The 23465-nt window shown below is 67.9% G+C and carries 26 protein-coding genes, 1 tRNA gene and 1 pseudogene; 15 read left to right on the top strand and 13 right to left on the bottom strand.

The window, feature by feature from the left end; translation table 11 throughout:
• From ACFPCV_RS38595 to nrfD, 7 genes are all read left to right on the top strand, one after another.
• Positions 1–244, top strand: a 244-nt coding sequence (locus tag ACFPCV_RS38595) for a c-type cytochrome (RefSeq protein ID WP_378062517.1), incomplete at its 5' end; no start/stop codon positions are given.
• A 10-nt stretch (positions 245–254) separates the two neighbouring features.
• Positions 255–1067 (top strand): c-type cytochrome, encoded by an 813-nt coding sequence (locus tag ACFPCV_RS38600; protein WP_378062519.1) that lies wholly within the window; start codon positions 255–257, stop codon positions 1065–1067.
• Positions 1064–1939, top strand: a complete 876-nt coding sequence (locus ACFPCV_RS38605; RefSeq protein WP_378062521.1) for a QcrA and Rieske domain-containing protein — start codon at positions 1064–1066, stop codon at positions 1937–1939. The genes ACFPCV_RS38600 and ACFPCV_RS38605 overlap by 4 nt, the downstream gene beginning before the upstream one ends.
• Positions 1936–3987, top strand: a complete 2052-nt coding sequence (gene qcrB / locus ACFPCV_RS38610) for a cytochrome bc1 complex cytochrome b subunit (RefSeq protein ID WP_378062523.1) — start codon at positions 1936–1938, stop codon at positions 3985–3987. The genes ACFPCV_RS38605 and qcrB overlap by 4 nt, the downstream gene beginning before the upstream one ends.
• Positions 3988–4038: 51 nt before the next feature.
• A complete protein-coding gene (fdh, locus tag ACFPCV_RS38615; protein WP_378062592.1) occupies positions 4039–7308 on the top strand; it encodes a formate dehydrogenase in 3270 nt (1089 codons plus the stop codon).
• A gap of 1 nt (position 7309) precedes the next feature.
• Positions 7310–8278, top strand: a complete 969-nt coding sequence (locus ACFPCV_RS38620; protein WP_378062525.1) for a 4Fe-4S dicluster domain-containing protein — start codon at positions 7310–7312, stop codon at positions 8276–8278.
• Positions 8275–9264 carry an NrfD/PsrC family molybdoenzyme membrane anchor subunit gene (gene nrfD, locus ACFPCV_RS38625; RefSeq protein WP_378062527.1) on the top strand — a complete coding sequence of 330 codons (990 nt, stop codon included), beginning with the start codon at positions 8275–8277 and terminating at the stop codon, positions 9262–9264. Before ACFPCV_RS38620 ends, nrfD begins: the two co-directional genes overlap by 4 nt.
• A gap of 23 nt (positions 9265–9287) precedes the next feature.
• Here nrfD and ACFPCV_RS38630 read toward each other — a convergent pair.
• Positions 9288–9382: transfer RNA gene (locus ACFPCV_RS38630), tRNA-Sec, on the bottom strand.
• Positions 9383–9441: 59 nt separating this feature from the next.
• Here ACFPCV_RS38630 and selD point away from each other — a divergent pair.
• The 5 genes from selD (at position 9442) to ACFPCV_RS38655 (ending at position 14071) form a co-directional block, all read left to right on the top strand.
• Positions 9442–10425, top strand: a complete 984-nt coding sequence (gene selD, locus ACFPCV_RS38635) for a selenide, water dikinase SelD (protein ID WP_378062529.1) — start codon at positions 9442–9444, stop codon at positions 10423–10425.
• Positions 10426–10644: 219 nt separating this feature from the next.
• Entirely contained in the window at positions 10645–11844 is a 1200-nt protein-coding gene (locus tag ACFPCV_RS38640; protein ID WP_378062531.1) for a cation:proton antiporter domain-containing protein, read from the top strand.
• Between the two features lie 68 nt (positions 11845–11912).
• Entirely contained in the window at positions 11913–13247 is a 1335-nt protein-coding gene (locus ACFPCV_RS38645) for a sulfatase family protein (protein ID WP_378062533.1), read from the top strand.
• 151 nt (positions 13248–13398) lie between these two features.
• Positions 13399–13674: a type II toxin-antitoxin system Phd/YefM family antitoxin gene (locus tag ACFPCV_RS38650; protein ID WP_378062535.1), complete on the top strand. Its 276-nt coding sequence runs from the start codon at positions 13399–13401 to the stop codon at positions 13672–13674.
• Entirely contained in the window at positions 13643–14071 is a 429-nt protein-coding gene (locus ACFPCV_RS38655) for a type II toxin-antitoxin system VapC family toxin (RefSeq protein WP_378062537.1), read from the top strand. The genes ACFPCV_RS38650 and ACFPCV_RS38655 overlap by 32 nt, the downstream gene beginning before the upstream one ends.
• A gap of 165 nt (positions 14072–14236) precedes the next feature.
• Here ACFPCV_RS38655 and ACFPCV_RS38660 read toward each other — a convergent pair whose 3' ends face one another.
• From ACFPCV_RS38660 to ACFPCV_RS38670, 3 genes are all read right to left on the bottom strand, one after another.
• Positions 14237–14518, bottom strand: a complete 282-nt coding sequence (locus ACFPCV_RS38660; RefSeq protein WP_378062593.1) for a BTAD domain-containing putative transcriptional regulator — start codon at positions 14516–14518, stop codon at positions 14237–14239.
• 237 nt (positions 14519–14755) lie between these two features.
• Positions 14756–14911: a hypothetical protein gene (locus tag ACFPCV_RS38665; protein ID WP_378062539.1), complete on the bottom strand. Its 156-nt coding sequence runs from the start codon at positions 14909–14911 to the stop codon at positions 14756–14758.
• On the bottom strand, positions 14908–15225 hold the full coding sequence (locus tag ACFPCV_RS38670; RefSeq protein WP_378062541.1) for a hypothetical protein: 318 nt from the start codon (positions 15223–15225) through the stop codon (positions 14908–14910). The genes ACFPCV_RS38665 and ACFPCV_RS38670 overlap by 4 nt, the downstream gene beginning before the upstream one ends.
• A 96-nt stretch (positions 15226–15321) precedes the next feature.
• Here ACFPCV_RS38670 and ACFPCV_RS38675 point away from each other — a divergent pair.
• Positions 15322–15522, top strand: a pseudogene (locus ACFPCV_RS38675) (DUF397 domain-containing protein); the annotation flags it as partial.
• Positions 15523–16073: 551 nt separating this feature from the next.
• Positions 16074–17039, top strand: a complete 966-nt coding sequence (locus ACFPCV_RS38680; protein WP_378062542.1) for a hypothetical protein — start codon at positions 16074–16076, stop codon at positions 17037–17039.
• Between the two features lie 231 nt (positions 17040–17270).
• Here the strand turns inward: ACFPCV_RS38680 and ACFPCV_RS38685 are convergent, their stop codons facing one another.
• Genes ACFPCV_RS38685 through ACFPCV_RS38705 form a run of 5 tightly spaced genes read right to left on the bottom strand, consistent with a single transcriptional unit; the run spans position 17271 to position 20634 of the window.
• Positions 17271–18176: an SDH family Clp fold serine proteinase gene (locus ACFPCV_RS38685; protein ID WP_378062544.1), complete on the bottom strand. Its 906-nt coding sequence runs from the start codon at positions 18174–18176 to the stop codon at positions 17271–17273.
• Complete coding sequence (locus ACFPCV_RS38690; protein ID WP_378062546.1) at positions 18163–18597, bottom strand: ubiquitination-like system serine protease family protein; 435 nt, start codon at positions 18595–18597, stop codon at positions 18163–18165. Before ACFPCV_RS38690 ends, ACFPCV_RS38685 begins: the two co-directional genes overlap by 14 nt.
• Positions 18582–19961, bottom strand: coding sequence for a HesA/MoeB/ThiF family protein (locus ACFPCV_RS38695; RefSeq protein WP_378062547.1), 1380 nt, complete (start codon positions 19959–19961; stop codon positions 18582–18584). Before ACFPCV_RS38695 ends, ACFPCV_RS38690 begins: the two co-directional genes overlap by 16 nt.
• Positions 19958–20347 carry an E2/UBC family protein gene (locus tag ACFPCV_RS38700; RefSeq protein WP_378062549.1) on the bottom strand — a complete coding sequence of 130 codons (390 nt, stop codon included), beginning with the start codon at positions 20345–20347 and terminating at the stop codon, positions 19958–19960. The genes ACFPCV_RS38695 and ACFPCV_RS38700 overlap by 4 nt, the downstream gene beginning before the upstream one ends.
• A 14-nt stretch (positions 20348–20361) precedes the next feature.
• A complete protein-coding gene (locus tag ACFPCV_RS38705) occupies positions 20362–20634 on the bottom strand; it encodes a multiubiquitin domain-containing protein (RefSeq protein ID WP_378062551.1) in 273 nt (90 codons plus the stop codon).
• A gap of 102 nt (positions 20635–20736) precedes the next feature.
• Between ACFPCV_RS38705 and ACFPCV_RS38710 the strand changes: the two genes are divergently transcribed.
• Positions 20737–20940 (top strand): ribbon-helix-helix protein, CopG family, encoded by a 204-nt coding sequence (locus ACFPCV_RS38710; RefSeq protein WP_378062552.1) that lies wholly within the window; start codon positions 20737–20739, stop codon positions 20938–20940.
• Between the two features lie 138 nt (positions 20941–21078).
• Here ACFPCV_RS38710 and ACFPCV_RS38715 read toward each other — a convergent pair whose 3' ends face one another.
• From ACFPCV_RS38715 to ACFPCV_RS38730, 4 genes are all read right to left on the bottom strand, one after another.
• The gene (locus tag ACFPCV_RS38715; RefSeq protein ID WP_378062554.1) at positions 21079–21462 is read right to left on the bottom strand and encodes a hypothetical protein; all 384 of its coding nucleotides are present in this window, start codon (positions 21460–21462) and stop codon (positions 21079–21081) included.
• A 57-nt stretch (positions 21463–21519) separates the two neighbouring features.
• Positions 21520–22368, bottom strand: a complete 849-nt coding sequence (locus ACFPCV_RS38720; RefSeq protein WP_378062555.1) for a protein kinase family protein — start codon at positions 22366–22368, stop codon at positions 21520–21522.
• Positions 22365–23252, bottom strand: coding sequence for a GNAT family N-acetyltransferase (locus ACFPCV_RS38725; RefSeq protein WP_378062557.1), 888 nt, complete (start codon positions 23250–23252; stop codon positions 22365–22367). Before ACFPCV_RS38725 ends, ACFPCV_RS38720 begins: the two co-directional genes overlap by 4 nt.
• Positions 23253–23317: 65 nt before the next feature.
• Positions 23318–23455 (bottom strand): hypothetical protein, encoded by a 138-nt coding sequence (locus tag ACFPCV_RS38730; RefSeq protein ID WP_378062559.1) that lies wholly within the window; start codon positions 23453–23455, stop codon positions 23318–23320.
• Between the last annotated feature and the right edge of the window lie 10 nt (positions 23456–23465).

Here is a 23465-nt window from a genome sequence, read left to right on the forward strand (position 1 = left end):
GTACGGCTGCGGCTCCTGCCACACCGTCCCCGGGGTGGACGGTGCCGACGGTCTGGTCGGGCCGCCGCTGACCCGGTTCGGTGCCCGGTCCTACATCGCGGGGGCCCTGCCCAACACCGGGGACAACCTCCAGCACTGGATCCGCGACCCGCAGGAGGTCGAGCCCGGGACGGCCATGCCGGACCTGGACGTGTCGGAGCTGGAAGCCAGGGACATCGCCGCCTACCTGCTCACGCTCGAGTGACGGACCGGGCATGAAGGAGGGAACGCGCGTGCACGACCACGGCAGGCCACCGGCCAGGTTCCGCCGCCTGGGCATGGTCGCCGCCATCACCGCCATCGCCGCCGTTGTGCTGCTGGCGGGCCAGGGGGTGCCCGCGGGTGGCGCACCCGCCGACCGCGCCGCCGGGCAGCCGGGCGACGACGACCGTGGGCAGGAGCTCTACCGGCAGAGCTGCGCCAGTTGCCACGGGCCGGAGGGTGAGGGGACGCAACGCGGGCCAGGACTCGTCGGCGTGGGGGAGGCTTCGGTGGACTTCCAGCTGCGGACCGGACGGATGCCGGTGTCCACTGAGGACGGCTACCGCCCGGTCCACCAGGAGCCGCAGTTCGGGGCGGCCGACATCAGGGCGCTGGTCGACCACGTCGGCGACTTCGGCGGTGGCGGCCCGCCGATCCCTCGGGTGCGGCCGGGCGACTCCCGGCTCGGCATGCGCCTGTACCTGGACAGTTGCGCCGCCTGCCACTCCTCGACCGGCCGCGGTTCGACCCTGACCGACGGCACCGTCGTGCCGTCGCTGTTCGACGCGACGCCGACACAGGTCGGGGAAGCGGTGCGGGTGGGACCCAGCGTGATGCCCGCCTACCCGGAGTCCGTCATCGACGCAGGGCAACTCGACGCGCTGGCGGGCTACGTCGACACCCTGCAGGGGGACCGCGGCGACCTCGACCGCGGCGGGCTGTCGCTGGACCGGATGGGACCGGTCGCCGAGGGCATGGTCGCCTGGGCGGTCGGGTTGCTGCTCCTGGTGTTCCTGGTCCGCTGGCTGGGGAGCCGGGCACGATGAGCGACCAGACGAGCGACCAGCGGAAGCGGAAGGAACGCGGTGCGGAAGCCAGGATCGCGCTCGCGTTCGGCACCTCCACGCTCGGCGCGGTCGGGTTCGCGGTGGTCTACGTCCTCGGCGGGCAGACACAGCTGGAGGGCGCCGCGCTCGCGGTGGCCTTCGGCGGGCTGGCGGCCGGGCTCGCCCTCTGGGCCGCACACCTGCTCCCGTCGGGCGGGTACGTGGAGGAGCACCACGGTTTCAGCTCCGGCAGGCACCAGCAGGAGAAGCTCGCCGAACAGCTCGACTCCTCGGGCGGGTGGCGGCGGCGTTCACTGCTGGGGATGCTCACCGTGGCCGTCGGCAGCATCGCCGCCGCCGCGCTGTTCCCCCTGCGGTCGTTGCTCCAGCCGCGTGGTGAGGACATCGTCGACGCGCTGTCGACGACACCGTGGCGGTCCGGCGGCCTGCGGCTGGTGGACGGGCACGGCGAGCCGGTACGCGTGGACGACGTCACCGAGGACACGATCCTGACGGTGTACCCGGAAGGCCATCCGAAGGCGGGCGACGCGCCCGCCTTTCTCGTCCGCCTCGAACCGGAACGGTTCACCACGCGACCACCGGGTGGGGTGGTCGCGGACGGCGTGGTCGCGTACTCGTTGCTGTGCACGCACGCGGGCTGCCCGGTGTCGCTGCTGGTGCAGGGCACCAGCCGGCTCCTGTGCCCCTGCCACCAGTCGGCGTTCGACCTGCTCGACGCGGCGAAACCGGTCAGCGGACCGGCTGGGCGGCCGCTGCCGGGGTTGCCGATCTTCGTCGACGACGACGGCTACCTGCGGGCGAGGGGCGACTTCACGGCGCCGCCAGGGCCCGGCTTCTGGAGCCGGCCATGATCGTGCGACGACTGGTGCGTGGACTGGACTCCCGGCTGCGGCTCGCCGGGTCCGGCCGCAAGGCGCTCGCCAAGATCTTCCCGGACCACTGGACGTTCATGTTCGGCGAGATCGCGCTGTACGCCTTCATGGTCCTGGTGCTCACCGGCACGTTCCTGGCGCTGTTCTTCGAACCCAGCACGGCCGAGACGGTCTACCGGGGGGCACACGAGCCGCTGGACGGCGAGCGGGTGTCCGCCGCGTTCTCCTCGACGGTCGCGTTGAGCTTCGACGTGCGTGCCGGGCTGCTCATGCGGCAGACCCACCACTGGGCCGCGCTGGTGTTCGTCGCCGCGATCGTGCTGCACCTGGCGCGGGTGTTCTTCACCGGCGCGTTCCGCAAGCCACGGGAGATCAACTGGCTGGTCGGCGTCACCATGCTCATGTTGGCGCTGCTCAACGGGTTCACCGGTTACTCGATGCCCGACGACCTGCTGTCCGGGACCGGCCTGCGCATCGGCTACTCCGTGCTGCAGTCGGTTCCGCTGGCCGGGCCGTGGCTCGCGGCGCTGGCGTTCGGCGGGGAGTTCCCCGCCGAACAGACCGTGCCACGCCTGTTCGCCACCCACGTCTTCGTGGTGCCCGCGCTGCTCGCCGGTCTCGTCGTGCTGCACATGCTGATCCTCGTCCGGCAGAAGCACAGCCAGTTCCCCGGCCGGGGGCGGACCGAGCACAACGTCGTCGGCTCCCGGTTCTGGCCCGCCTACACCGTCCGTACGCTCGCGCTGTTCGCCGCCGTGCTCGCCGTCCTGTTCGGACTCGGCGGGCTGTTCCAGATCAACCCGGTCTGGATCTACGGTCCGTTCGACCCGGCGCAGGTGACCTCGCCCGCGCAGCCGGACTGGTACATCGCGTGGGGGGAGGGCGCGCTGCGCCTGTTCCCCGCGGCCGACTTCCAGATCTTCGGCCACCTCGTGCCGTCCCCGTTCGTCCCCGGCATCGTGCTCGGCGGGCTGACCTTCCTCGGGCTGTACGCCGTGCCGTTCGTCGAGGCGTGGTCGCGCCGCGACCGGCAGCCACGGCAGCTGCTCGACCGGCCGCGCGACCACCCGGTGCGCATCGGTGTCGGGGTGGCCGCACTGACCTTCTACGGTGTGCTGCTCGCCGCCGCCTCCGACGACCTCGTCGCCAGGGCCCTGGCAGTCCCCATCGTCACCGTCGTCTGGGTGTTCCGCGTCCTCGTGCTGGTGCTGCCGCCGGTCACGGGCCTGGTCGCGATCGTGCTGGCCAGGGCGATGCGGGGCACCACGGGCGGGTTCACCGACCTGACGATGGCCGACGTGCGGCGGGCGCTGCGCGGGCGCGGCGAGGAGACCCCGCAGGAAGCCGAACCCCCGGCCCGGCCCGACGCGGCCCGGCTGGAGCTGGTGCCCGTGCCCGGCCGGGCATGGCGCTGGCGCTACGTCGAACCGGGCGAGGACGGCGAGCCGTTCGTGCTCACGAGCCACATCGAGTACCCGGACCAGGATGCGGCCCGGTCCGCCGCACGCACCGGTTACCCGGACGTCCCCTTCCTGGCGGACGAGGAACCGGCCGAACCGGCCAGGGCGGAGCAGGAGCCGCAGGAGCGGGCGGACACCCCGGGCAGGGGGCGCACCGGACCGCTCACCGCCGCGGTGCTCTGGCTGACGCGCCGGCGCGGCCAGGTGTCGACGGCGGCGGGCCGCGGCGGAACCCGGAAGACCCCGGAGACCGACCAGGACGCGGTCACGGTGAACAAGCGGAAGGTGCGGGAGCTCCTCGACGAGGGGCTCGGCTACGACGAGATCGGGCAGCGGTTCGGCATCACCCCCGGCCTGGCGTACCTGATCGGGACCGGCAGGCCGGCGGACGGCGGGGACGCCCCGAGCCAGGAGCAACGCCGCCGTGACGGGGACCGGGCAGCGAGCCAGGAACTGAGCAACCCGCCTTTCGAGAACCCTACGAAGCGTGAGCCCGTCCAGCGGTGGATCGCGGACCGGGTGACGATGGATCCGCAGATGCGGTCCACCAGGAGCAGGGATGAGTGAGACCGCCCGGAACGGGTACACGGCGTTCTCGCGGAGGAGCTGGAGGTGACCATGGGGCTGCGGCGCTGGGTGCGGGAATGGCCCGTGTACCGCCAGTTGGCGGGCGGCGACCGGAGCGGCCGGGGGGCTGCCGCCAAGAGCGAGGCCAGCGCCGCGCTGACGCCCAGGACCACGGGCGCCGACAAGGTCGTCAAGTCCGTCTGCCCGTACTGCGCGGTCGGCTGCGGGCAGAACGTGTACGTCGAGCAGGGGAAGGTCACCCAGATCGAGGGTGACCCGGACTCGCCGGTGAGCAGGGGGCGGCTGTGCCCGAAGGGCGCCGCCAGCCTGCAGCTGACGACGGGATCCGCCCGGCGGCACCAGGTTCTGTACCGCCGTCCACACGGGACGGACTGGGAACGGCTCGACCTGGACACCGCGATGGACATGATCGCCGACCGGGTCCTCGCCAGCCGCGCCAAGGGCTGGGAGTGGGAGACCGACGGCGCGCGCACCAGGCGCACCCTCGGCATCGCCAGCCTCGGTGGCGCCACACTGGACAACGAGGAGAACTACCTCATCAAGAAGCTCTTCACCGCGCTGGGCGCGGTGCAGATCGAGAACCAGGCCCGTATTTGACACTCCTCCACGGTTCCCGGTCTGGGAACCTCCTTCGGTCGTGGTGGCGCCACGACGTTCCAGCAGGACCTGGCCAACGCCGACTGCATCGTCATCCAGGGCTCGAACATGGCCGAGTGCCACCCGGTCGGGTTCCAGTGGGTGATGGAGGCCAAGGCACGCGGCGCGAAGGTGATCCACGTCGACCCGCGGTTCACCAGGACCAGCGCACTGGCCGACCTCCACGTGCCGCTGCGGGCCGGCTCCGACATCGCGTTCCTCGGCGGGATCGTCAACCACGTCCTGGAGAACGACGCGTACTTCCGGGAGTACCTGCTCGCCTACACGAACGCGGCGACGATCATCACCGACGAGTTCGTCGACGCGGAGGAGCTCGGTGGCGTCTTCTCCGGGCTGGACCGGGAGAACCGGACCTACGACGTCCGCACCTGGCGGTACGACGGCGCTGAGGTGCAGGCCGCGTCGGGGCAGCGTGACCAGCTGTGGGAGACCCGGACCAGGGGTGGGGCGTCGGTGAACGAGGCCGGGCGCGGCGAGGCGCACGGCTCCGGCGGGGCCGAGTCGGGCGAGCCGCGCACCGACGAGACGCTCCAGCATCCCCGGTGCGTGTTCCAGATCCTGAAGCGGCACTACGCCCGCTACACACCGCAGGCCGTCGAGGAGATCTGTGGCGTCGGCAGGGACACCTTCCTGCAGGTGTGCGAGCTGCTGGTGGCGAACTCCGGGCGGGAGCGCACGAGCGCCTTCGCCTACGCCGTCGGCTGGACCCAGCACACGGTGGGCGTGCAGTACATCAGGACGGCGGCGATCCTGCAGACCCTGCTCGGCAACATCGGCAGGCCGGGTGGCGGCATCCTCGCGTTGCGGGGGCACGCCTCGATCCAGGGGTCGACCGACATCCCCACCCTGTTCAACCTGCTGCCCGGGTACATCCCGATGCCGCACGCGCACACCGACGAGGACCTGGACACGTTCGTCAAGGTGGAGTCGGCACACAAGGGGTACTGGGGCAACCTGCGGTCCTACCTGATCAGCCTGCTCAAGGCATGGTGGGGACCCGCCGCGGGGCCGGACAACGAGTTCTGTTTCGACTACCTGCCCCGGCTCACCGGCAGCCACAGCACCTACGAGACCGTGCAGGCCCAGCTCGCGGGCACCTGCACGGGGTACTTCCTGATGGGGGAGAACCCGGCGGTCGGGTCGGCCAACGCCAGGATGCAGCGGCTGGGCATGGCGAACCTCGACTGGCTCGTGGTCCGGGACTTCTCCCTCACCGAGAGCGCCACGTGGTGGCAGGACGGGCCGGAGATCGAGACCGGCGAGCTGCGCACCGAGGACATCGGGACCGAGGTGTTCTTCCTGCCCGCCGCGGCGCACACGGAGAAGGACGGCAGTTTCACCAACACCCAGCGGATGCTGCAGTGGCACCACCAGGCCGTCGAGCCGGCCGGTGAGGCCCGCAGCGACCTGTGGTTCACCTACCACCTCGGCAGGCGGATCCGCGAGAAGGTGCTCGCCGCCGAGGGGGCGAGCACCGAGGAGCGGGAGCGCGACCGGCCGCTCGCCGACCTCACGTGGGACTACCCGACGAAGGGGCGCCACGCCGAGCCCGAGGCCGAGGCGGTGCTGGCCGAGATCAACGGCTGGGACGCCGAGGGCACCCCGCTGAGCAGCTACGAACAGCTCGAGCCGGACGGCTCCACCGCCTGCGGGTGCTGGATCTACTGCGGTTCCTACACCGACGGGGTGAACCAGCCCGCGCGGCGCAAACCCGGTGGCGAACAGAACTGGGTGGCGGGCGAATGGGGCTGGGCCTGGCCGGCCAACCGGCGCATCCTCTACAACCGCGCCTCCGCCGACCCGGACGGAAAACCCTGGAGCGAACGCAAGGCGCTCGTGTGGTGGGACGCCGAGCAGCGCAGGTGGACCGGGCACGACGTGCCGGACTTCAAGGCCACCAAACCGCCGGAGTTCCGGCCCGACGCCGACGCGACCGGCCCCGACGCGCTCGGCGGCACCGACGCGTTCATCATGCAGGCCGACGGGAAGGCCTGGCTGTACGTGCCGTCGGGACTCACCGACGGCCCGCTGCCGACGCACTACGAGCCGCAGGAGTCGCCGTTCGACAACCTGCTCTACGACCAGCAGCACAACCCGGTGCGCCAGATGCTCGGCGGCCGCGACAACCGGTTCCAGCCCAGTGGTGACCAGCCGGGCACCGATGTCTTCCCGTACCCGCTGACGACCTACCGGCTCACCGAGCACCACACGGCCGGGGGCATGAGCCGCTGGCTGCCCTACCTGTCCGAGCTGCAACCAGAACTGTTCTGCGAGGTCTCCCCGGAGCTGGCGGCCGAGCGGAACCTGGAGCACCTGGGCTGGGCGACGATCGTCACCGCGCGCTCGGCCATCGAGGCCAGGGTGCTGGTGACCGAGCGGCTGACGCCGCTGCGGATGCGGGGCCGCACCGTTCACCAGGTCGGGGTGCCCTACCACTGGGGCCCGAACGGCTTCAGCACCGGCGACGCGGCCAACGAGCTGACCTCGCTGAGCCTGGACCCGAACGTGCACATCCAGGAGACGAAGGCCCTCACCTGCGACATCCGGCCCGGGCGGCGGCCGCGCGGGCCCGCGCGGCTGGACCTGGTGCGCGAGTACCAGCGGCGGGCCGGCATCACCGACGACACCGGACGGGAGGACTGACATGGTCCGCGCCCACCCCTCGCCCGCGGACCCGGCGACGGCCACCGGTTACGGCGAGCACCCACCCAGGATGGGTTTCTTCACCGACACGACGGTCTGCATCGGGTGCAAGGCCTGCGAGGTCGCCTGCAAGGAGTGGAACGCGATCCCGGACGACGGGCTCGAGCTGACCGGCATGTCCTACGACAACACCGTCGGTCTCGGCGCCGACACCTGGCGGCACGTCGCCTTCGTCGAGCAGCGCAAACCGCTCGCCCGGCAGGACCCCGGCCTGCACCACGACCAGCACGGCGACCAGCACGGCGACCTCGACGTGCTGGCGATGGCCGAGAACGGGTCGGGCACCCCGCCCACCGAGGCCGCCGCGACCCCGACCACACCGGGCGCCGAAGGCGAGTTCCGGTGGCTCATGTCCTCGGACGTCTGCAAGCACTGCACCCACGCGGCCTGCCTGGACGTCTGCCCGACCGGTTCCCTGTTCCGCACCGAGTTCGGCACCGTCGTGGTGCAGGAGGACATCTGCAACGGCTGCGGCTACTGCATCCCCGCCTGTCCCTACGGCGTCATCGACCAGCGCAAGGACGACGGGCGCGCCTGGAAGTGCACCCTCTGCTACGACCGGCTCGGCGAGGGCATGGAACCCGCGTGCGCCAAGGCGTGCCCCACCGACTCGATCCAGTTCGGCCCGCTCGACGAGCTGCGCGAGCGCGCCGCCGGGCGCGTGGCGCAGCTGCACGACGCGGGTGTCGCCGATGCCCGGCTCTACGGCGCGGACCCCGGCGACGGGGTCGGCGGGGACGGCGCGTTCTTCCTCCTGCTCGACGAACCGGAGGTCTACGGCCTGCCGCCGGACCCGGTGGTCACCACCCGCGACCTGCCCGCGATGTGGCGCCACGTCGGCAAGGCCGCGGCCGCACTGGCCGGTGGCGCGCTCGCCGCGTTCCTCACGACGCTCGGGAGGCGCACATGACCGGACAGGACGGCGCACGTGGCAAACGCTCGTCGCGACCGGGACGCGAGGCGGTCACGGGTGTCGCCACCGGCCGTCGTCGGCGTGGCGAGCAGCCGGTCGTGCCCGACACCGAGTTCACGTCCTACTACGGCAAACCGATCATCAACGCCCCGGTCTGGCGATCCCCGGACATCCCGGGCTACCTGTTCCTCGGCGGGCTGGCCGGCGCCTCCTCGCTGCTGGGCGCGGGTGCGCAGGCGACCGGCCGGCCCCGGATGGCCACCACCGCCAAGGTGGGCGCCTTCGGCGCGATCGGCCTGTCGCTCGTCGCGCTCGTCCACGACCTCGGGCGCCCGGCACGCTTCCTCAACATGCTCCGCGTGTTCAAGCCGACCTCCCCGATGAACATCGGCTCCTGGTTGCTCGCCGGCTACGGCCCCCTCGCGGGCGCGGCCGCCGCGTCGGCGGTCACGGGCAGGCTGCCGCGGCTGGGTGCCGCGGCCACCGCCGGGTCCGCGGTGCTCGGCCCGGCCGTGGCCGCCTACACCGGCGCCCTGATCAGCGACACCGCGGTGCCCGCGTGGCACGACGGGTACCGGGAGCTGCCGTACCTGTTCGCCGGCTCCGGCGCGACCGCCGCGGGCGGTCTCGTCCTGCTCGCCGACCCCGCGGGCGATACCGGCCCGGCGCGCAACCTGGCCGTGTTCGGGGTGGCGCTGGAGCTTGGCTCGTTCAAGCGGATGGAACGGCGGCTCGGGATGGTCGCGGAGCCCTACCGGACGGGCAGGGCGGGCCGGTACCTCCGGGCGGGCGAGGTGTTGTCGGTGGCCGGGGCGGCGGGAGCGGTGCTGGGGCGGCGCAGCCGGCTCGGCAAGGTCCTCTCCGGTGCCGCCCTCCTCGCCGCTTCGGCATGCACCCGGTGGGGCATCTTCCACGCCGGGAAGGCCTCGGCCGACGATCCCAGGTACACCGTGGTTCCGCAGCGGCGGCGTCTCCGGAACTGACAGGGCCGGCCGGGGCAGTCCCGTGGCGGAGGCGAACGGGAATCGAACCCGCCAGCGACAGTGCCCGCCACTCAACGGTTTTGAAGACCGCGCCGGTCACCAGGCCGGAAGCGCCTCCCCGGGACACGCGCTCATCCTCGCAGAGCGAGGAGCGGCACGCACCGCGAGAATCGGCCCATGGTTCATCGACTGACCCAGTACGCGCACGGCGGCGGCTGTGCCTGCAAGATCCCGCCCGGCGAGCTGGAGGCGGTCGTGCGGGGCCTGCGTCCGGCGCCGTCCGACGACCTGCTGGTCGGCCTCGACAACGGCGACGACGCGGCCGCCGTGCGCATCGACGGCGACCGGGCCCTGATCGCCACCACCGACTTCTTCACCCCGGTCGTCGACGACGCCTACGACTGGGGCCGGATCGCGGCCGCGAACGCGCTGTCGGACGTCTACGCCATGGGCGGCAGCCCGGTGGTCGCGCTGAACCTGCTCGCGTGGCCGAGGGACGTGCTGCCGTTGGAGCTGGCCGCCGAGACACTGCGCGGCGGCATGGACGTGTGCACCGCGGCCGGCTGCCACCTCGCCGGCGGGCACAGCGTGGACGACCCGGAACCGAAGTACGGCCTCGCCGTGACCGGCCTCGCCCACCCGGACCGCCTGCTGCGTAACGACGCGGGGCGCGCGGGGATGCCGCTGTCGCTGACCAAGCCACTCGGACTCGGCGTGCTCAACTCCCGTCACAAGGCGACGGGGGAGCGGTTCGAGGAGGCGATCGACGTGATGACCACGCTCAACGCGACCGCCTCGGCGGCGGCGGTCGCGGCCGGCATCACCTGCGCCACCGACGTCACCGGCTTCGGCCTGCTCGGCCACCTGCACAAACTGGCCCGCGCGAGCGGTGTCACCGCGGTGCTCGACGCGGCGGCCGTGCCGTTCCTCGACGGCGCACACGAGGCGCTCCGCGACGGCTATGTCCCCGGCGGCTCACGCCGCAACCTCGACTGGGTCCGCCCACACCTCGACGCCGGCGCGGTGGACGAGGACACGGCGCTGCTCCTCGCCGACGCCCAGACCTCCGGCGGCCTGCTGCTGGCAGGCGAGGTCCCGGGCGCCCCGGTCATCGGCGAACTCGTCCCGAGCACCGGCACCACGACGATCGTCGTGCGCTGACGCCCGGCGCGGGCACCTGCTGCACCGGCCCGCGCGCCGGGTTCGCCGGGGAGCCCGGCACGGGTGGTCCTGCCGGGACAGTGACTCGTGGTCAGGACGGGCTGTTTTCGCGGCCGGGTGCCGGGTACGTGCGGTGGATGTCCCGTTCGAGGTCCGGATGGCCCAGCCCACCGGGCGGCCGCCCGGTCCGTCCCGTGTCGACCTGATCGGAGACGTCGTATGGAGATCGTGGCCGTCTTCGGTGTCGTGCTGGCGGTGGCGGTGCTGCTGTCCTCGCTCGCGCACCGGTCGGTGATGTCGCTACCGTTGCTGTTCCTCGTGGCGGGCGTGGTGCTGGGCAACGGCGGGTTCGGGCTGATCTCGGTCGGACACGACGGTGACCTGGTCCGGCATGTCGCCGAGGTCGCCCTGTTCGTGGTGCTGTTCTCCGACGGGATGCGGGTGCTCGCCGAGCAACCGCGGCACGCGTGGGGGCCGCCGGTGCGAGCGCTGCTGATCGGGATGCCGGTGACGGCCGCCCTGATCACCCTCGCCGTGTGGGGACTGACCGACCTGTCGCTGGTCACCTCGGCGCTGGTGGGCATCGTGCTCTCGCCGACCGACCCGGTCCTCGTGTCCGGTCTGCTCCGCCGCGACGAGGTGCCCGCCGCGTTGCGGCAGACACTCAACGTGGAGAGCGGCATCAACGACGGTCTCGCGTTGCCCGGTGTGCTGGTGCTGATCGCCGTGCTCGGCGCATCTCCCACACCGGGTCCGTGGACGCTGGTCCTTGAGCTCCTCGGCGGGGTGGCGCTGGGCGTGGGCGGCGCCCTGGTGCTGGGACTGCTGATCCGGCTACCGGGGCTCGTGATACGGCCGGAATGGCAGCCGCTGGCACCGATCGCGCTCGCCGCCACGCTCTACGGAACCGGGCATCTGTTGCACCTCAACCAGTTCCTCGCCGCGTTCGTCGGCGCGATGACGCTCGCCGCGCTGGCGCCCGACCTGTGCTCGGCGTTCGGGCCGTTCGGTGAGCAGACCTCCGAGATGGTCAAGTTCTTCGCGCTGCTGGTGTTCGGTGCGCTGCTGGAACCGGCGATGGTGACCACCTTGACGCTCGGCGCGTTCGTCGTGGTGGCGGTGACGCTGTTCCTCGCCCGTCCCGCCGGGCTGCTGTTGTCGTTGCTGGGTACCCGGCTGCCCGTGGACCAGCGGTTGGTGGCCGCCTGGTTCGGCCCCAAGGGCCTGGCGTCGGTGCTCTACGGGCTGTTCGTGCTGCGGGCGGGTATTCCGCGTGCGCAGGAAGTCTTCGCGCTGGTGGCGCTCGTGGTGGTGGTCTCGGTGGTGCTCCACACCAGCACCGACGTGCTGGTCGCCCGCAGGCTGCGTGCCCAGGAGCCCGATGAAGCCGACGTCAGCTCCGGAACGCGAGATCGGTGAGCGGGGCGCCGTCATGCCTCTGACCTGCACCGGACTCGCAACCACTCATTCTGTTACTGTTGCGCCCAGTGACGACCGCGCGCCCCAACATCATCGTCCTGCACTGCCACGATCTCGGCCGTTTCCTCGGCTGCTACGGCCACCCGACCGTGCGTACGCCGAACCTGGATTCCTTTGCCGCGGACGGGATCCGCTTCGACCGCGCGTTCGCCACCGCGCCGCAGTGCAGCCCGTCGCGGGCCTCGCTGTTCACCGGGCGCTGGCCGCACGCGAACGGCGTCATGGGCCTGACCCACGGCGACTTCGCCTGGGACCTTCATCCCGGCGAGCGTCACCTCGGCGGCCTGCTGCGCGAGGCCGGCTATCGCAGCGTGCTCCTCGGGGTGCACCACGAGTCCCTTGCCCGGCCGGACACCGGACTCGCGGCCCGGCTCGGGTTCGATCACGTCGACACGTCGCAGATCATGGCCACGCCCGTCGCCGACCTCGCGTGCGAGCACCTGTCGGAGCTGGCCGGCGGGCAACCCTTCTACCTTCAGGTGGGCTGCTTCGAGCCGCACCGGATGGGCGGGGCCCGCGACCAGGAGGGCACCAAGGGCTTCATCGGCGACCACGTCGAGCCGGACGACGAGCTGGGCATCGAGATCCCGCCCTACCTCGAGGACACCGAGCCCGCCCGCGTGGAGATCGCCGAACTGCAGGGCGCGGTCGCCCACATGGACCAGGCCGTCGGCCGGATCCTCGGCCAGCTCGACCGTCTCGGGATAGCCGACGACACACTGGTCCTGTTCACCACCGACCACGGCCTGGCCCTGCCCCGGGCCAAATGCTCCCTCTACGACCCCGGCCTCGAGGTCGCCATGATCGTCCGGTACCCGGCGCGGGGCTGGCTCGGGGGTCGGGTGCACACCGATCTGCTGTCCAACGTGGACGTCGTGCCGACCTTGCTGGAGCTGCTCGGCGTCGACCCCGACGGCGAGCTGCACGGCCGCAGCTTCCTCGGCCTGCTGGACGGCGGTGACTACCGGCCCCACGAGGAGATCTTCGGCGAGCTGACCTATCACGACTACTACGACCCCCGCCGCTGCGTCAGGACCGGCCGCCACAAGCTGATCGCGAACTTCAGCAACGCGTACGCGTTCATGGACCCCAGCCAGTCGTGGAACCGGCGCTGCACGCCCCGGGTCGAGCCCATGGCCTACCACTCACCTGTCGAGCTGTACGACCTCGCCGAGGACCCACACGAGCTGACCGACCTGGCGGCCGAGCCGGCGCACGCGGCGACGGTCGAGGAACTGCTGGCCCGGCTGCACACCTGGATGGCCAGAACCGGCGACCCGCTCCTGGACGGCGCCGTCACGTCCCCACTGCACCGCAGAACCCGGGACCGGCTCGTGCGCTGAGCCACGCCCGCGCGACGCGGTGACGTCGTCGACGGTGAGCGAGATGGTGGTGGCGGTGGCGTTCCACGACTGCCGATCGGTCAGGCGTGTCACCAGTATCCACTGGCGGGCAGCTGTAGCTCGTTGAGCTACAGCGCGCTACGCTGACGTCATGAAGGTCGTCACCCAACGCGAGTTTCGCAACAACTCCGCTGCGGTCATGGATGCGGTTGAGGCGGGGGATACCTATCACATCACCCGCAACGGCGTTCCTGTCGCTGAGCTGCGTCCGTTGTCTCGTCGTCGACGGCTGAGCGCCGAGGAGTTGGTCGAGCGGCACCGGAGGCTTCCTCGGGTCGACTACGCGAGCATGCGGCAGGACGCCGATGAGATCCTTGGAGAGGACCGAATCGGCGATGGCGATCCGTGGGAGCGTGCCGGTGGCTGATCGCTGCGAGTCCGGCGTCCTGGACACCTGCACGTACATCGATCTCGGTCAACTCGATCCCGGGTTGTTGCCGTTGGTTCCGGAGATCACCGCGATCACGATGGCCGAGCTGCACCAGGGCGTCGCGATGGCCAAGAACGCCATGGCCAGGGCGACTCGGAACGAGTTGCTCGGCGCGGCCGTCGTCGACTTCGATCCGCTGCCCTTCGACGGAGAGGCGGCCGCCCGTTACGGCACGCTCGTGGCCTTGACGATCGAGGCGAAACGAGATCCGAGACCACGTCGCATGGATCTGATGATCGCGGCCATCGCCTCGTCGCACCGTCTGCCGCTCTTTACGCGCAATACCGCTGATTTCGCCGGGCTCGACGACGTGGTCACGGTCATCGGCGTCTGACTGTCGCCAACTGGAAGCCCTCCCTCACACTTCGGTGCTGCCGAGCGGAGCCACGATGTTCGGAACACGGCCTACGGCGCCGGCGCTCGCACCGGGCCTCGCCTGGGAGTCTTCCAGCCAACGGTGGGCGTGGGCGGCGCCCTGGTGCTGGGACTGCTGATCCGGCTACCCGGCTCGCGATACGGCCGGACACCACCTGGCTGTGCCGGTCTGCCTGCAGCTCAGCCGCATGCACTCCTTCCACGCGACAGGCCGTTCCTCGTCGATCAGGAGCGCGTGCTCGCGGACCACTCTGCTGTCCGAGCCGGCGAAGGCGCCCGGCCGCCACAACGCCAGCGCCTGCCGCAGCGCGTCCACCGCCGCCCGCGTCTCACCCGCCGCCGCGAGCTTCGTCGCCGTGGCGACCTGGCCGCGGCCGGGACAAACACGCCAGGTCCGACTGACGATCGAGACCCGATCCCGCGTAGCGAAGGTTCGAGCGCGTGCATGGCCGTAACAGAGGTGAGGGCTGGGACGCCTCGCGACAGCCCAGCCCCCCCACTCGAGTTACGGCGGCACCGTGGGTTTCAGCTGTACTGACGAGTTCGGGACCGGTCGCGTGAGCGCCGGCCAGTGCGACAAGCGCCTCGTCAAGCAGGCGCCGAACGGCCGAGTTCAGGGCGGTGCACTCGCTGTCGATCTTCGTCACGGAATCCGGATCGTCGCGGACAGCTTCTTGACCGAGTCGACCTTCACCAGCTGGTTGAGTGCTTCGGCGATCTTCTCCTCGGCCGTGGCGACCTGGTGGACGCCCTTGCGACTTGCCGTCGCGATGGCGGTCGTGCGCAGGAGCATGATCACGGTAAGCAGGAGGTCAGGGCCGTCGTTGTCTGGGTCGAAGGCCAGTACGAGCCGTTGGGTGCGGAGCACTCGGAGGGTTGCCCGCCGTTCTGGTCGGTGGCGCGGACGAGGCCCAGTGAGGCGACGGCGTCGCGATTGCGCTCGACTTCGGCGAAGTAGTCGGTCCAGCCGGTGCGGGCGGAGTCGGTCATCTCGATGACGACCCGAGCGGCACCGTCGTTCAGGCTCAGCACACCGTCGCCCTTCTTGCAGCGGGGCATGCGGCCGGTGGTCGTGCTGGTGTCGGCGTAGGACTCGCCCTTGATCGGCGTCACTGTCGCCGGAGGAGAGCACGGGCATCATCCGCTCGCGTCTCACGACGTAGACCTGATCGCGGAGGAAGCCATGGCCACCCCGACGGGTGGCGGAAGTCGTCGGTTTCGGACACGGGCAACGGCTGTGTCGAGATCTTCCGCACGCTACGCGCGGTGCGCGACTCAAAGACCCCGGACGGTCTGCGACTTGACCTTGATAAGTTTGACAGCCTCGTCGTGAGATCAGCGAGCGATTGTCCGTTCGCGAAGGGCAAGGAGCCCATGAGGCCGCGCAACTCATCCCTGGGACGGCCGTAGATCGCTGCGAGTTACTGTTAAGCAGCCTTCGCCTCACTTTGCTGTGCAGTTCGGTAGCCTAGGAGGTGTGCTGCCTGCCGGGATCAGGGAGCGCGCGACGGATCGCTTCGGCCCGCGCGAGGAGTCAGTGAATGGGGCTTGAGAGGTATTGAGTGTCGTTCAACCGCCGGTTGGCTGTTGCGTGAACTTCCAGCTTCCCTAGAACATGACAAGGCATGGTTCCGTTGCCGCGTGGGCTGTAACGGATCGCGCTCGTGGACGATCCTCCTACCGTCTGCCGGTTGTAGGGGAGTGCTTCACGTGATCCGAGGTCAGGTGCCAGCAGAGGGCTTACGCCTTCGTGCGCGGCGTGTCGTCGAGCAGGCGGCAACCGCAGGTGCTAGAAAGTCTGTGATCGGATCGAGGCTTTCCGTGATGGCCTTGGCCCGGTACAATGCTGTGTCTTTCGGTGATACGATACGCGTATCAGCCATACCTATGGAGAAGGCCAATGAACGACGACTGATCCGATTCGGGCGGAAGATATGAGTAGTCTCTTCCACCGTAAAGCCGTGAAAGAACCAAAACGTCGAAACGCCACCCGACTTTACGTCGGTGGCGTTTCGTTGCTCTTCCTGGCTGGTGTTGGCGCCGAGGTCCTCGGGCATCTGCTATTTGACGAACGAAGCTTCTGGTATGCACTCTTAACCGGGCTTGGCGAGGCGCTATTGATCAGTGCCATCCTGGCGACCTTGGTAGACCCATTTCTCAAGCGAAAGATGCAAGTGGAATCGGTGTGGACTGGCATCTTCGCTTTGATGAAGAACGAGCCGCCTGACGGATTGCAGGAAGCGATCAAAGATCTAGCGAAAGTCAAAATTTACTACCCGAGTACGACGTGGACGTTGACCTTCGAATGGGCTGACGATGATCACGAAATCCTCAAACTTACCCTAGATGTGCGCAGCGTTGGTCGAAACATAAGTCGGCAGCCGTACATGTTGACCCGTAAGGCTTGGATTCTAGCGTCCACCACGGGATATACAAGCGAGTACCTAAGGTATGCAGTATCATGTCCGGACGAGATAGAGGCTATTGATGCTGATAGTGGAATTCTTCAGCGGCATATAACGAGCCTCGAGGACGGCTCAATAACCGTTGATGAGGCTGGGCTGTCGAAGGGACAGTCGATTTCTCCTGGAAAGTCGTTCGAAACCATCAAAGTGGCGCGTATGTATCGTCATTCCACGGGATACATACCGCTATACCATGGCAAGTTCGGTGAAAACTTGGAAGTTCGGTTGACGGGTGAAGCGATGGCAGACATTGACGTCCGGATCTCGCATCCAACGTTTGAAGGGCAGACGCACCTGACGGAACGCAGCCGCCCGGCCGCTCGGCCGCAGGTGCCTACGGTTGCCCAGTTCGAGCGTATGATACCCGGCCAAATTACCATCATCGCATGGCATCCTGCAGCTGACGACCAGACCCCGCGCCAGATTGACCTGCCAGCGACACCGGACAATAAGTCGCTGTAATGCTACAGGTTCGCCGCATTATAGCAGGGGGTCTTCCTCTGCTGTCTGGAGATTACAGATCAGTCACCATCGGTCCATGTCTGCTCGTCGAGAGCTAACCTGCGGTTAAACGTCGCACCTTCTAGGGGGCCGTGATGGGAGACGAGTAGCTGGGACCGGGTCGCTCTGGCGGTGCTCCACGCGTCGTCAGAGTTGGAGCACACTTCACGCTAGCTCGGGTCCTTGCGCGCGCTAGATTTGCAGCGAGGCATAGTCCGACTCAAAGAGTTTCTCGGTGTTGGAGTTGAGGGTCAAGCGCATCTCGCAGTACAAACGCCAATAAGCTTGCCACTCGTTCTCATGTTCGTCTCTATAGTCAACGGTAAGTCCGATCGACTGAGCGTCTTCGGCATTGATGACGGCACCGTGTGATAGCCACGTTTGGTTGCTATCGAGTTTGCTTGCGATCTCGGTTACGTTTGCTGTCTTGCTACCGCGGAACATGCCCTCCCTGAGGAACTTCTCCGCGAATTTACGGGAGCGCTTGCTGGCTTTACGGCACATATCAAGAAGTACGGGGTCAAACTTGGCGATTAGAGCATCGATAGCCGGACCAGTTAGGCCCTTCTCGACCTGCTCCATCATTTCGTTGTAAGCATCTATGTATGAATTGGCAGGCCGGCTGGTCTGCGATCCGTCCGGTGACGTTGTCACGATCTGCGGATCGATTGGGCCAAGTTCGCTCGTGTCACTCATGACGATTGACTGTGCCGCGAGAGAGATCAATGTCCCCGCGCTCTTTGCGCAGTCGGGAACGATCACTCGCAGTTCACCGTCAGGGCCGACCGTTTTCAGCAGTAGGCCTGCGATCTTTTCCGCTGCATCTACGTCTCCGCCGAGGGTGTGCAACATGAGGTCGAGCTTGATGCCAGGCTCGGCACTTTGCAGCAGGTCAGTCAGCGGTAATACGTCGTCGCGATTGATATACCCGGCCTGGCCGGAGACGTAACAGATGAGCTTTCGTCCCGTTGCCTTCTGAATTTCACGGATCGCGTCCTGTCGTCGATAGCGTGCACCCTGGGTTGCCAGGAACAAGGGCGTCTGGCGAGGCTTGGGTAGTACCTCATCTTCTCCGGTGGATTCCTTATGGTCTGTCATTCAGTAGCCCTTTCCGATCGTCTGCAATCTCCTCCACCCACTTTGGCTTTCCCTGTCGCACCCAGAAGTGGCACCGTTGGCCACTGTGGTACGCATCGACGCTCGGGTACAGCGTGAGCTTGGGTTCTTGTTCGATTCTCCAACAAGGACGGCGACGTGTCGAGAGGTTCAGCATGACGCGCTCGTTGTGGTGGCGTGGGCAATCAAAGGCTATCCAGGTGCGTCGATCGCCGACGCGTACCACCACTACTGTCCGAGGTATGAGTTTACGGGGTATTTCGTCGGCTGCTTCTGCGGTGCCGGCCACGATGTAGCTCCAGGGCAGATAGCGACTCCCGGGTAGGCGTCGAACCGCTAGGCCGAGGTGCTGCCAAACGCTCGTGATGGTGGAGTCGTACGACACAGTTAGGCGAACCTCCACGTCGTTCCTAGGAAGGGATTCTGGTCTCCCGACCCAAGTTGCTTCGCTGCTGGGTCGCAGAAGTGGTCAAGCCGCGGTTGGCGATTGTTTGTACTTATTTCACGCTCGTGTGCGCGGACGATCAGCTCAGACGGAGCAGGAACCGGGCCGTAGCCGGTCAGCCGTTCCAGCATCTCGCCCACGGCCAGGCTTGCGACCAGGGTGGTGTAGGCAACCACGGCGGGCTCGACCTGGCCCAGCTCAGGTGCATAGCCCTCGTCTTGGCGCTGTTGACGTTCTTGCGGGTTGAGTTGTTCGGCGGCTGCCCGAGCCATATCGATGCGATTCCGGCAAACGAGGCAGGGGTAGCCAGGTGCCAGGACGGTGATACGTCCGTCAATGCCGAGGAGGGTGCCCTTTCGGCTGGAGAGAAGTACGCCGCAGTCGATCACGGGAATGAGGTAGTAGCTCGTCAGCCGCGACAGTATGAGTCGGCCTGCGTTGTCGTCGCTGCAGCCGAACACGAGGTCGCGGTCAGTAAGCGCGGCGGCAACCTCGTGTTCCGTCGTGCGACCGATGATGCTGCGGACGGTCACGTTCGGGGCAATAGCTGCGATGTGCTTGGCAAGCACCTCAGCTTTAGGCTGACCAATGGCGGTGGGACTTGAGCCGTATACCCGCGTGAGATTGGTGTCCTCCATCACGTCAGGGTCGACGAGAAGGAGGTCGCCGACACCGAGGCGGGCAAGCTGCTCTGCAACCGCCGAACCTGTACCGCCCGCGCCGACGACAGCGACGCGCAGCCCACGAAGAACATCTTGGACGTCGCCGCCGAAGGCCCGCACTTGTCGGTCGAACAGAGCGGGTGTCTGGTCTGCCGCTGGCGTGTCCACGGCCGTAAGTAACCGGAAACGTGTTCCGACAAGCCAGGCGCGGAAAATTGGCTGAACATCGTCGTCGAGATATACGCGACCGCTGAAGTCGAACGGTCCAACCTCTGATGGGGACAGGACCAAGCTGGCGAAGAACGACTGGCTCGTTCGTACCGCAAAGACTGGGGCGAGCTCTGCGTCCACCTGATCGTCCCAGACACTGTTGGTTGGCCAGCCACCCGGATGGGTATGTAGCCAGACCGCCACCGCGCCGATCTCCTCCGCCCGGCGAAGGGCCCGAGTGTACCCACCTGAGCGGATCGACAGACGGTCACCTTTGCGTATGGCGTACTGGTCCTCGGGAACCCAGTGGAGTTCCCTCCCCAGTAGACGAAGCCCGTCGTTATGCCTTGCCAGCCCTGCAAGCAGTACGCCAGCTGTCTCGACTGGCAGGGCTGCCTGCTCGGCCAAGTCCTGTGCCAAGGCCTCGGGCAATGTGAGCGAGATTTTCATGCTGCCTTCCCGGCTGAACGACGCATCTCGGCTCGGATACGTGCGAGGTAGCTCTCCAGGGTGTCAATGCCAGATCGCCACAGGCCAGGCTGGTTAAAGTGCCTCGACCACCGCTGCCAGTTCCGGCCGAGATGCTGCTCGGTGACTTCGGTTGCCTGCGGCAGCGAGCCGTTCAGCAGCACCAGCCCAGGGTCGCACCACCACATGTCCGGCGGCACGTCGGGATAACCAGGCGAGAGCCGAAGAAGCAGGTCGGTATGGGTCTGGCGATACCCCTCGGGAACCCGCCAGACGGGGAACAGAACGCAGATCATCCCGCCGTCCTGCTGGACGGCGGGACGGAGTCCACGTTCTGTGAGGTAGTTGACATCGACGGCGGGCAGCATGCTCGGTCTCCTTCTTACTTAACCGGTGCGCCGGGGTTGATCTGACCCGGGGCTGTGAAGAACCGCAGTCCGTTGCGCATCTCCACCTCGATGCTGTCCTCGATGAGCAAGTCATCGTCCCCGGGTCGAACCTCGTAGAGATCGCGATCGGCGGGAATGTCTGGGTTCGGGAGCTGGCGGAGCTGAGTGCCGGTCAGCTTGGGCTCGGCGACCTTGAAGTGCTCCCGGTCGATCTGAATGTTGAAGTGCTGGTCAGGGCGGTCGTGGTCGGGCTTGCCGTGAGTCATGACTTGTACCTCCTACTTAGTGATCTTGATCTTGATACCACGGTATCACGGTTCTTGACCACCAAGCAACCATGCGGCATGATGGATTATGAGGAGGCATGCATGAAGGCACCCAAGGCAATGACCATCCGGCTGTCACCGGAACAGGCGGAGGAGTTGGAGACCGTGGCGAGCGTCGAGAACAAGCCCGTGGCTGAGATCATTCGAGCCGCGATCTCCGAGCACATCGACTCGAGGAAACAAGACGAGGGCTTTCGGCAGAGCTTGAAGGAACGGATCGAGCGCACCCAGCGAATGCTCAAGTAGCTGGTGTAGACGGCAGCGGGAGACATTGAGGGCTACGGCAAAGCCCACACCGAGGAGCTCGGTGTGGGCTTTGCCGTAGGTTGAGTAGGCAGACGGGCGATCAGAAGGTGCAGAAGTGCCTGACTTGCCTCTAGTTCGCTAGACCACTCGTTCGTATGGCCGCCGCATCTGCATTCCCGCGCTCCTCAGGTGTGCCCTCACTGTGTAATCGGTGGTGCCGAACATCTCCGCGATCCGGGCGAGTGACCAGCCGGCTCGATAGAGTCGAGCGGCCTCGGGGACCTCATCAGGCTGGAGGCCGGGCGGTTTCGTTTCGATACCGCGGGCGCGCAGGTGTTGGCCGACCGTGCCCCGGCTGATGCCGAACTGCGCTGCCAGTTCGCGCACTCGCTGACCGTCCCGATAGCCAGCAACCAGGTCATCGACTTCATGGGGCCGCAGCTGCCGAGCGGTGCGGAGGGCGCGTGGGGCTGGTATCGCCCGTCTCGGCAGGTCGAGCCATGTCTCGGCGAGCGCCAGCATGCCCCTGACCGGCCCGGATGGCCTTGAAAGGGCCTCCGTCAGGCCCACTTTACCTACTCATCGACGCGCGGCGGCGCGATAAGTCGCCCAGTCTGCTGCAGCGTCACGAAGGCGCTGCTTCCAGGAGCGCGGTTCGGCTATGGCTATCTGGCTCCACAGGGCTGCGTTGGTCTTGGTGAACACCTTGAGCGCTTCGGGTGTCGCTTCCGTCCACACTGCCAGCCGCGATGCCCACGACTCGGCGTCGGCGGGAGTGTGGCCTTCGGCGATGAGCCAGTGAGCAGCGCAGGCGGTGTCGATCCAAGCCGCTCCCAGGGTTGGCCAGGACCAGTCGACGATCCGCGTTCCGGTGTCGGTGACCAGAACGTTGTGCGGGTTGAGGTCCGTGTGGAGCAGGTGGTCCCCGGTCAGTAACTTGGTGTCGACTTCTGCGCGTTGCGCGGCGTCTGCCCAGCGGTCTTCGATGCGCTTGCACGCGTTGCTTGGCGTTGCCAGCTTGGCGAGCCGGCTGAGCATGTCGGCGAGACCTGCGAGGTCGGCTGAGCCGGGGCTGAGATCGGCCGCCCGGCCGTCGAGGTGTTCGAATCCGAGGATGTGCCAGCCCTGGGTGTCCACTTGCCAGAGCAGGTGTGGCGCAAACGGCTGCACGTGTGGGTTGATCTCCGCCTCTCGACGCTGCGCGGCTGCTCGGTCGCTGGGCACTCCCTTGGCGAACGTAACGCCCGTGGTTGTGTGGAGGCGGGCGGTGAACGAGGCGTTGAGGCCGCTGCTGATCGTGTCGACCCGGTGAACCGTGCCAGCGTGTTCTTCGACGGCAGCGCGTACCTGTTCGGGTAGGTCTCTCCAGTTTGTTCGGGTCGCGACCGGCGTCATGACCCGCGCCGCTGTCTTGGCTGTGTCGTTCATGCGGCCACCGTGGCGGTGAAGCCGAGCGAGCGCAGCCCCTCGGAGAGGAACAGGCGTTCGGAGGCGGCGCCGACGCGGGCTTGGAGAAGTTGGTAGTCGGCATGGTGGCGGGCGCCCCAGCGCTGGGCGGCGTGCCACAGGGCACGACCGTGCCCGCCGCCGCGGTGCTCGGGCAGGACGCCGAAGTATTGCGGCAGCAGCATCCGGCCGCCAGTTCGGTCGGGCATGATCGTCAGCGGGCCGATCGCGCCGGCGATGACGCCGTTGTCCTGACTGACCAGCACCGGTCCGTCGTGGTGGCCAGCGTTGCGGCGCTGGTGGAGGTAGGCGAACCCGTGGTCTGCCATGGCGTGCGCGAAGTCGCTGAAGGTAGCCGCGGTCTCGGGTTCGTAGTCGTCCAGCTCGCCCACGATTGGGCTGCCGGACGGCTCGTCGGGCTGGTCGTCGTGGGTGAACTCCTTGAGCAGAACTCGTGTGCGATCCACGTCCGTGGCCTCGGCGGTGTCGAACCAGACGACGCGCCCGTTCGCGGCGCCGTAGGTTGCGCAGCAGTGTCGGGTGGCGGCACGGAGGTCGTTCAGGTTGGGGGTGTGGCCGTAGTAGAAGGTCTTGATGGTCCCGCCGCCTCGCCGGGACAGGGTGGGGATGATCGTGTGGTCCGGTCGGTGCACGATCTCGTCGATGAGCACGGTATCGGTCTTGCGTGGTGACCAGCGACGGTCCTTGTCGAACGGGAGCGCGGTGCTGGTGCGACTGGCGGTCACGATGTCGGCGAACACGTCGGTGAACATCTCCGCGGTGAACTGGTCGGGGTGTGCCGGCCCGAGGATCGGTACATAGGGAACATTCAGTACGCGGTTCAACCAGTCTGCCCGCAGTCGCATGCGGCGAGGCTAGAACCGGGCGGTGGGCGCCGACGTGCGGACACGCCGCCACCCACCGCATCAGGTCAGTACGGGTTGTCGTCGCCCGCGTTGCAGCTGCACTTCGACGACTCGACCAGCACGTCGAGGTCTTCTACGAACTCCAGCTCGTCGCTCTCCGTCGTCGACGGCGGTTTGAGTTCCACCAGGACAGCGGTCACCACGATCACCTCC

Source organism: Actinophytocola glycyrrhizae, assembly GCF_042653545.1.
Taxonomy (GTDB): domain Bacteria; phylum Actinomycetota; class Actinomycetes; order Mycobacteriales; family Pseudonocardiaceae; genus Actinophytocola; species Actinophytocola glycyrrhizae.

Bases quoted from the DNA above. Each gene is read 5' to 3' on its own strand.
- ACFPCV_RS38700 (WP_378062549.1), bottom strand. From the start codon at position 20,347: ATGCTGCCCGCCGTCGATGTCAACTACCTCACAGAACGTGGACTCCGT.
- ACFPCV_RS38685 (WP_378062544.1), bottom strand. From the start codon at position 18,176: ATGACAGACCATAAGGAATCCACCGGAGAAGATGAGGTACTACCCAAG.
- ACFPCV_RS38650 (WP_378062535.1), top strand. From the start codon at position 13,399: ATGAAGGTCGTCACCCAACGCGAGTTTCGCAACAACTCCGCTGCGGTC.
- nrfD (WP_378062527.1), top strand. From the start codon at position 8,275: ATGACCGGACAGGACGGCGCACGTGGCAAACGCTCGTCGCGACCGGGA.
- ACFPCV_RS38640 (WP_378062531.1), top strand. From the start codon at position 10,645: ATGGAGATCGTGGCCGTCTTCGGTGTCGTGCTGGCGGTGGCGGTGCTG.
- ACFPCV_RS38725 (WP_378062557.1), bottom strand. From the start codon at position 23,252: ATGCGACTGCGGGCAGACTGGTTGAACCGCGTACTGAATGTTCCCTAT.
- qcrB (WP_378062523.1), top strand. From the start codon at position 1,936: ATGATCGTGCGACGACTGGTGCGTGGACTGGACTCCCGGCTGCGGCTC.
- ACFPCV_RS38605 (WP_378062521.1), top strand. From the start codon at position 1,064: ATGAGCGACCAGACGAGCGACCAGCGGAAGCGGAAGGAACGCGGTGCG.
- ACFPCV_RS38715 (WP_378062554.1), bottom strand. From the start codon at position 21,462: ATGCTGGCGCTCGCCGAGACATGGCTCGACCTGCCGAGACGGGCGATA.
- ACFPCV_RS38720 (WP_378062555.1), bottom strand. From the start codon at position 22,368: ATGAACGACACAGCCAAGACAGCGGCGCGGGTCATGACGCCGGTCGCG.
- selD (WP_378062529.1), top strand. From the start codon at position 9,442: ATGGTTCATCGACTGACCCAGTACGCGCACGGCGGCGGCTGTGCCTGC.
- ACFPCV_RS38600 (WP_378062519.1), top strand. From the start codon at position 255: ATGAAGGAGGGAACGCGCGTGCACGACCACGGCAGGCCACCGGCCAGG.
- ACFPCV_RS38655 (WP_378062537.1), top strand. From the start codon at position 13,643: ATGGCGATCCGTGGGAGCGTGCCGGTGGCTGATCGCTGCGAGTCCGGC.
- ACFPCV_RS38620 (WP_378062525.1), top strand. From the start codon at position 7,310: ATGGTCCGCGCCCACCCCTCGCCCGCGGACCCGGCGACGGCCACCGGT.
- ACFPCV_RS38695 (WP_378062547.1), bottom strand. From the start codon at position 19,961: ATGAAAATCTCGCTCACATTGCCCGAGGCCTTGGCACAGGACTTGGCC.
- ACFPCV_RS38710 (WP_378062552.1), top strand. From the start codon at position 20,737: ATGAAGGCACCCAAGGCAATGACCATCCGGCTGTCACCGGAACAGGCG.
- ACFPCV_RS38705 (WP_378062551.1), bottom strand. From the start codon at position 20,634: ATGACTCACGGCAAGCCCGACCACGACCGCCCTGACCAGCACTTCAAC.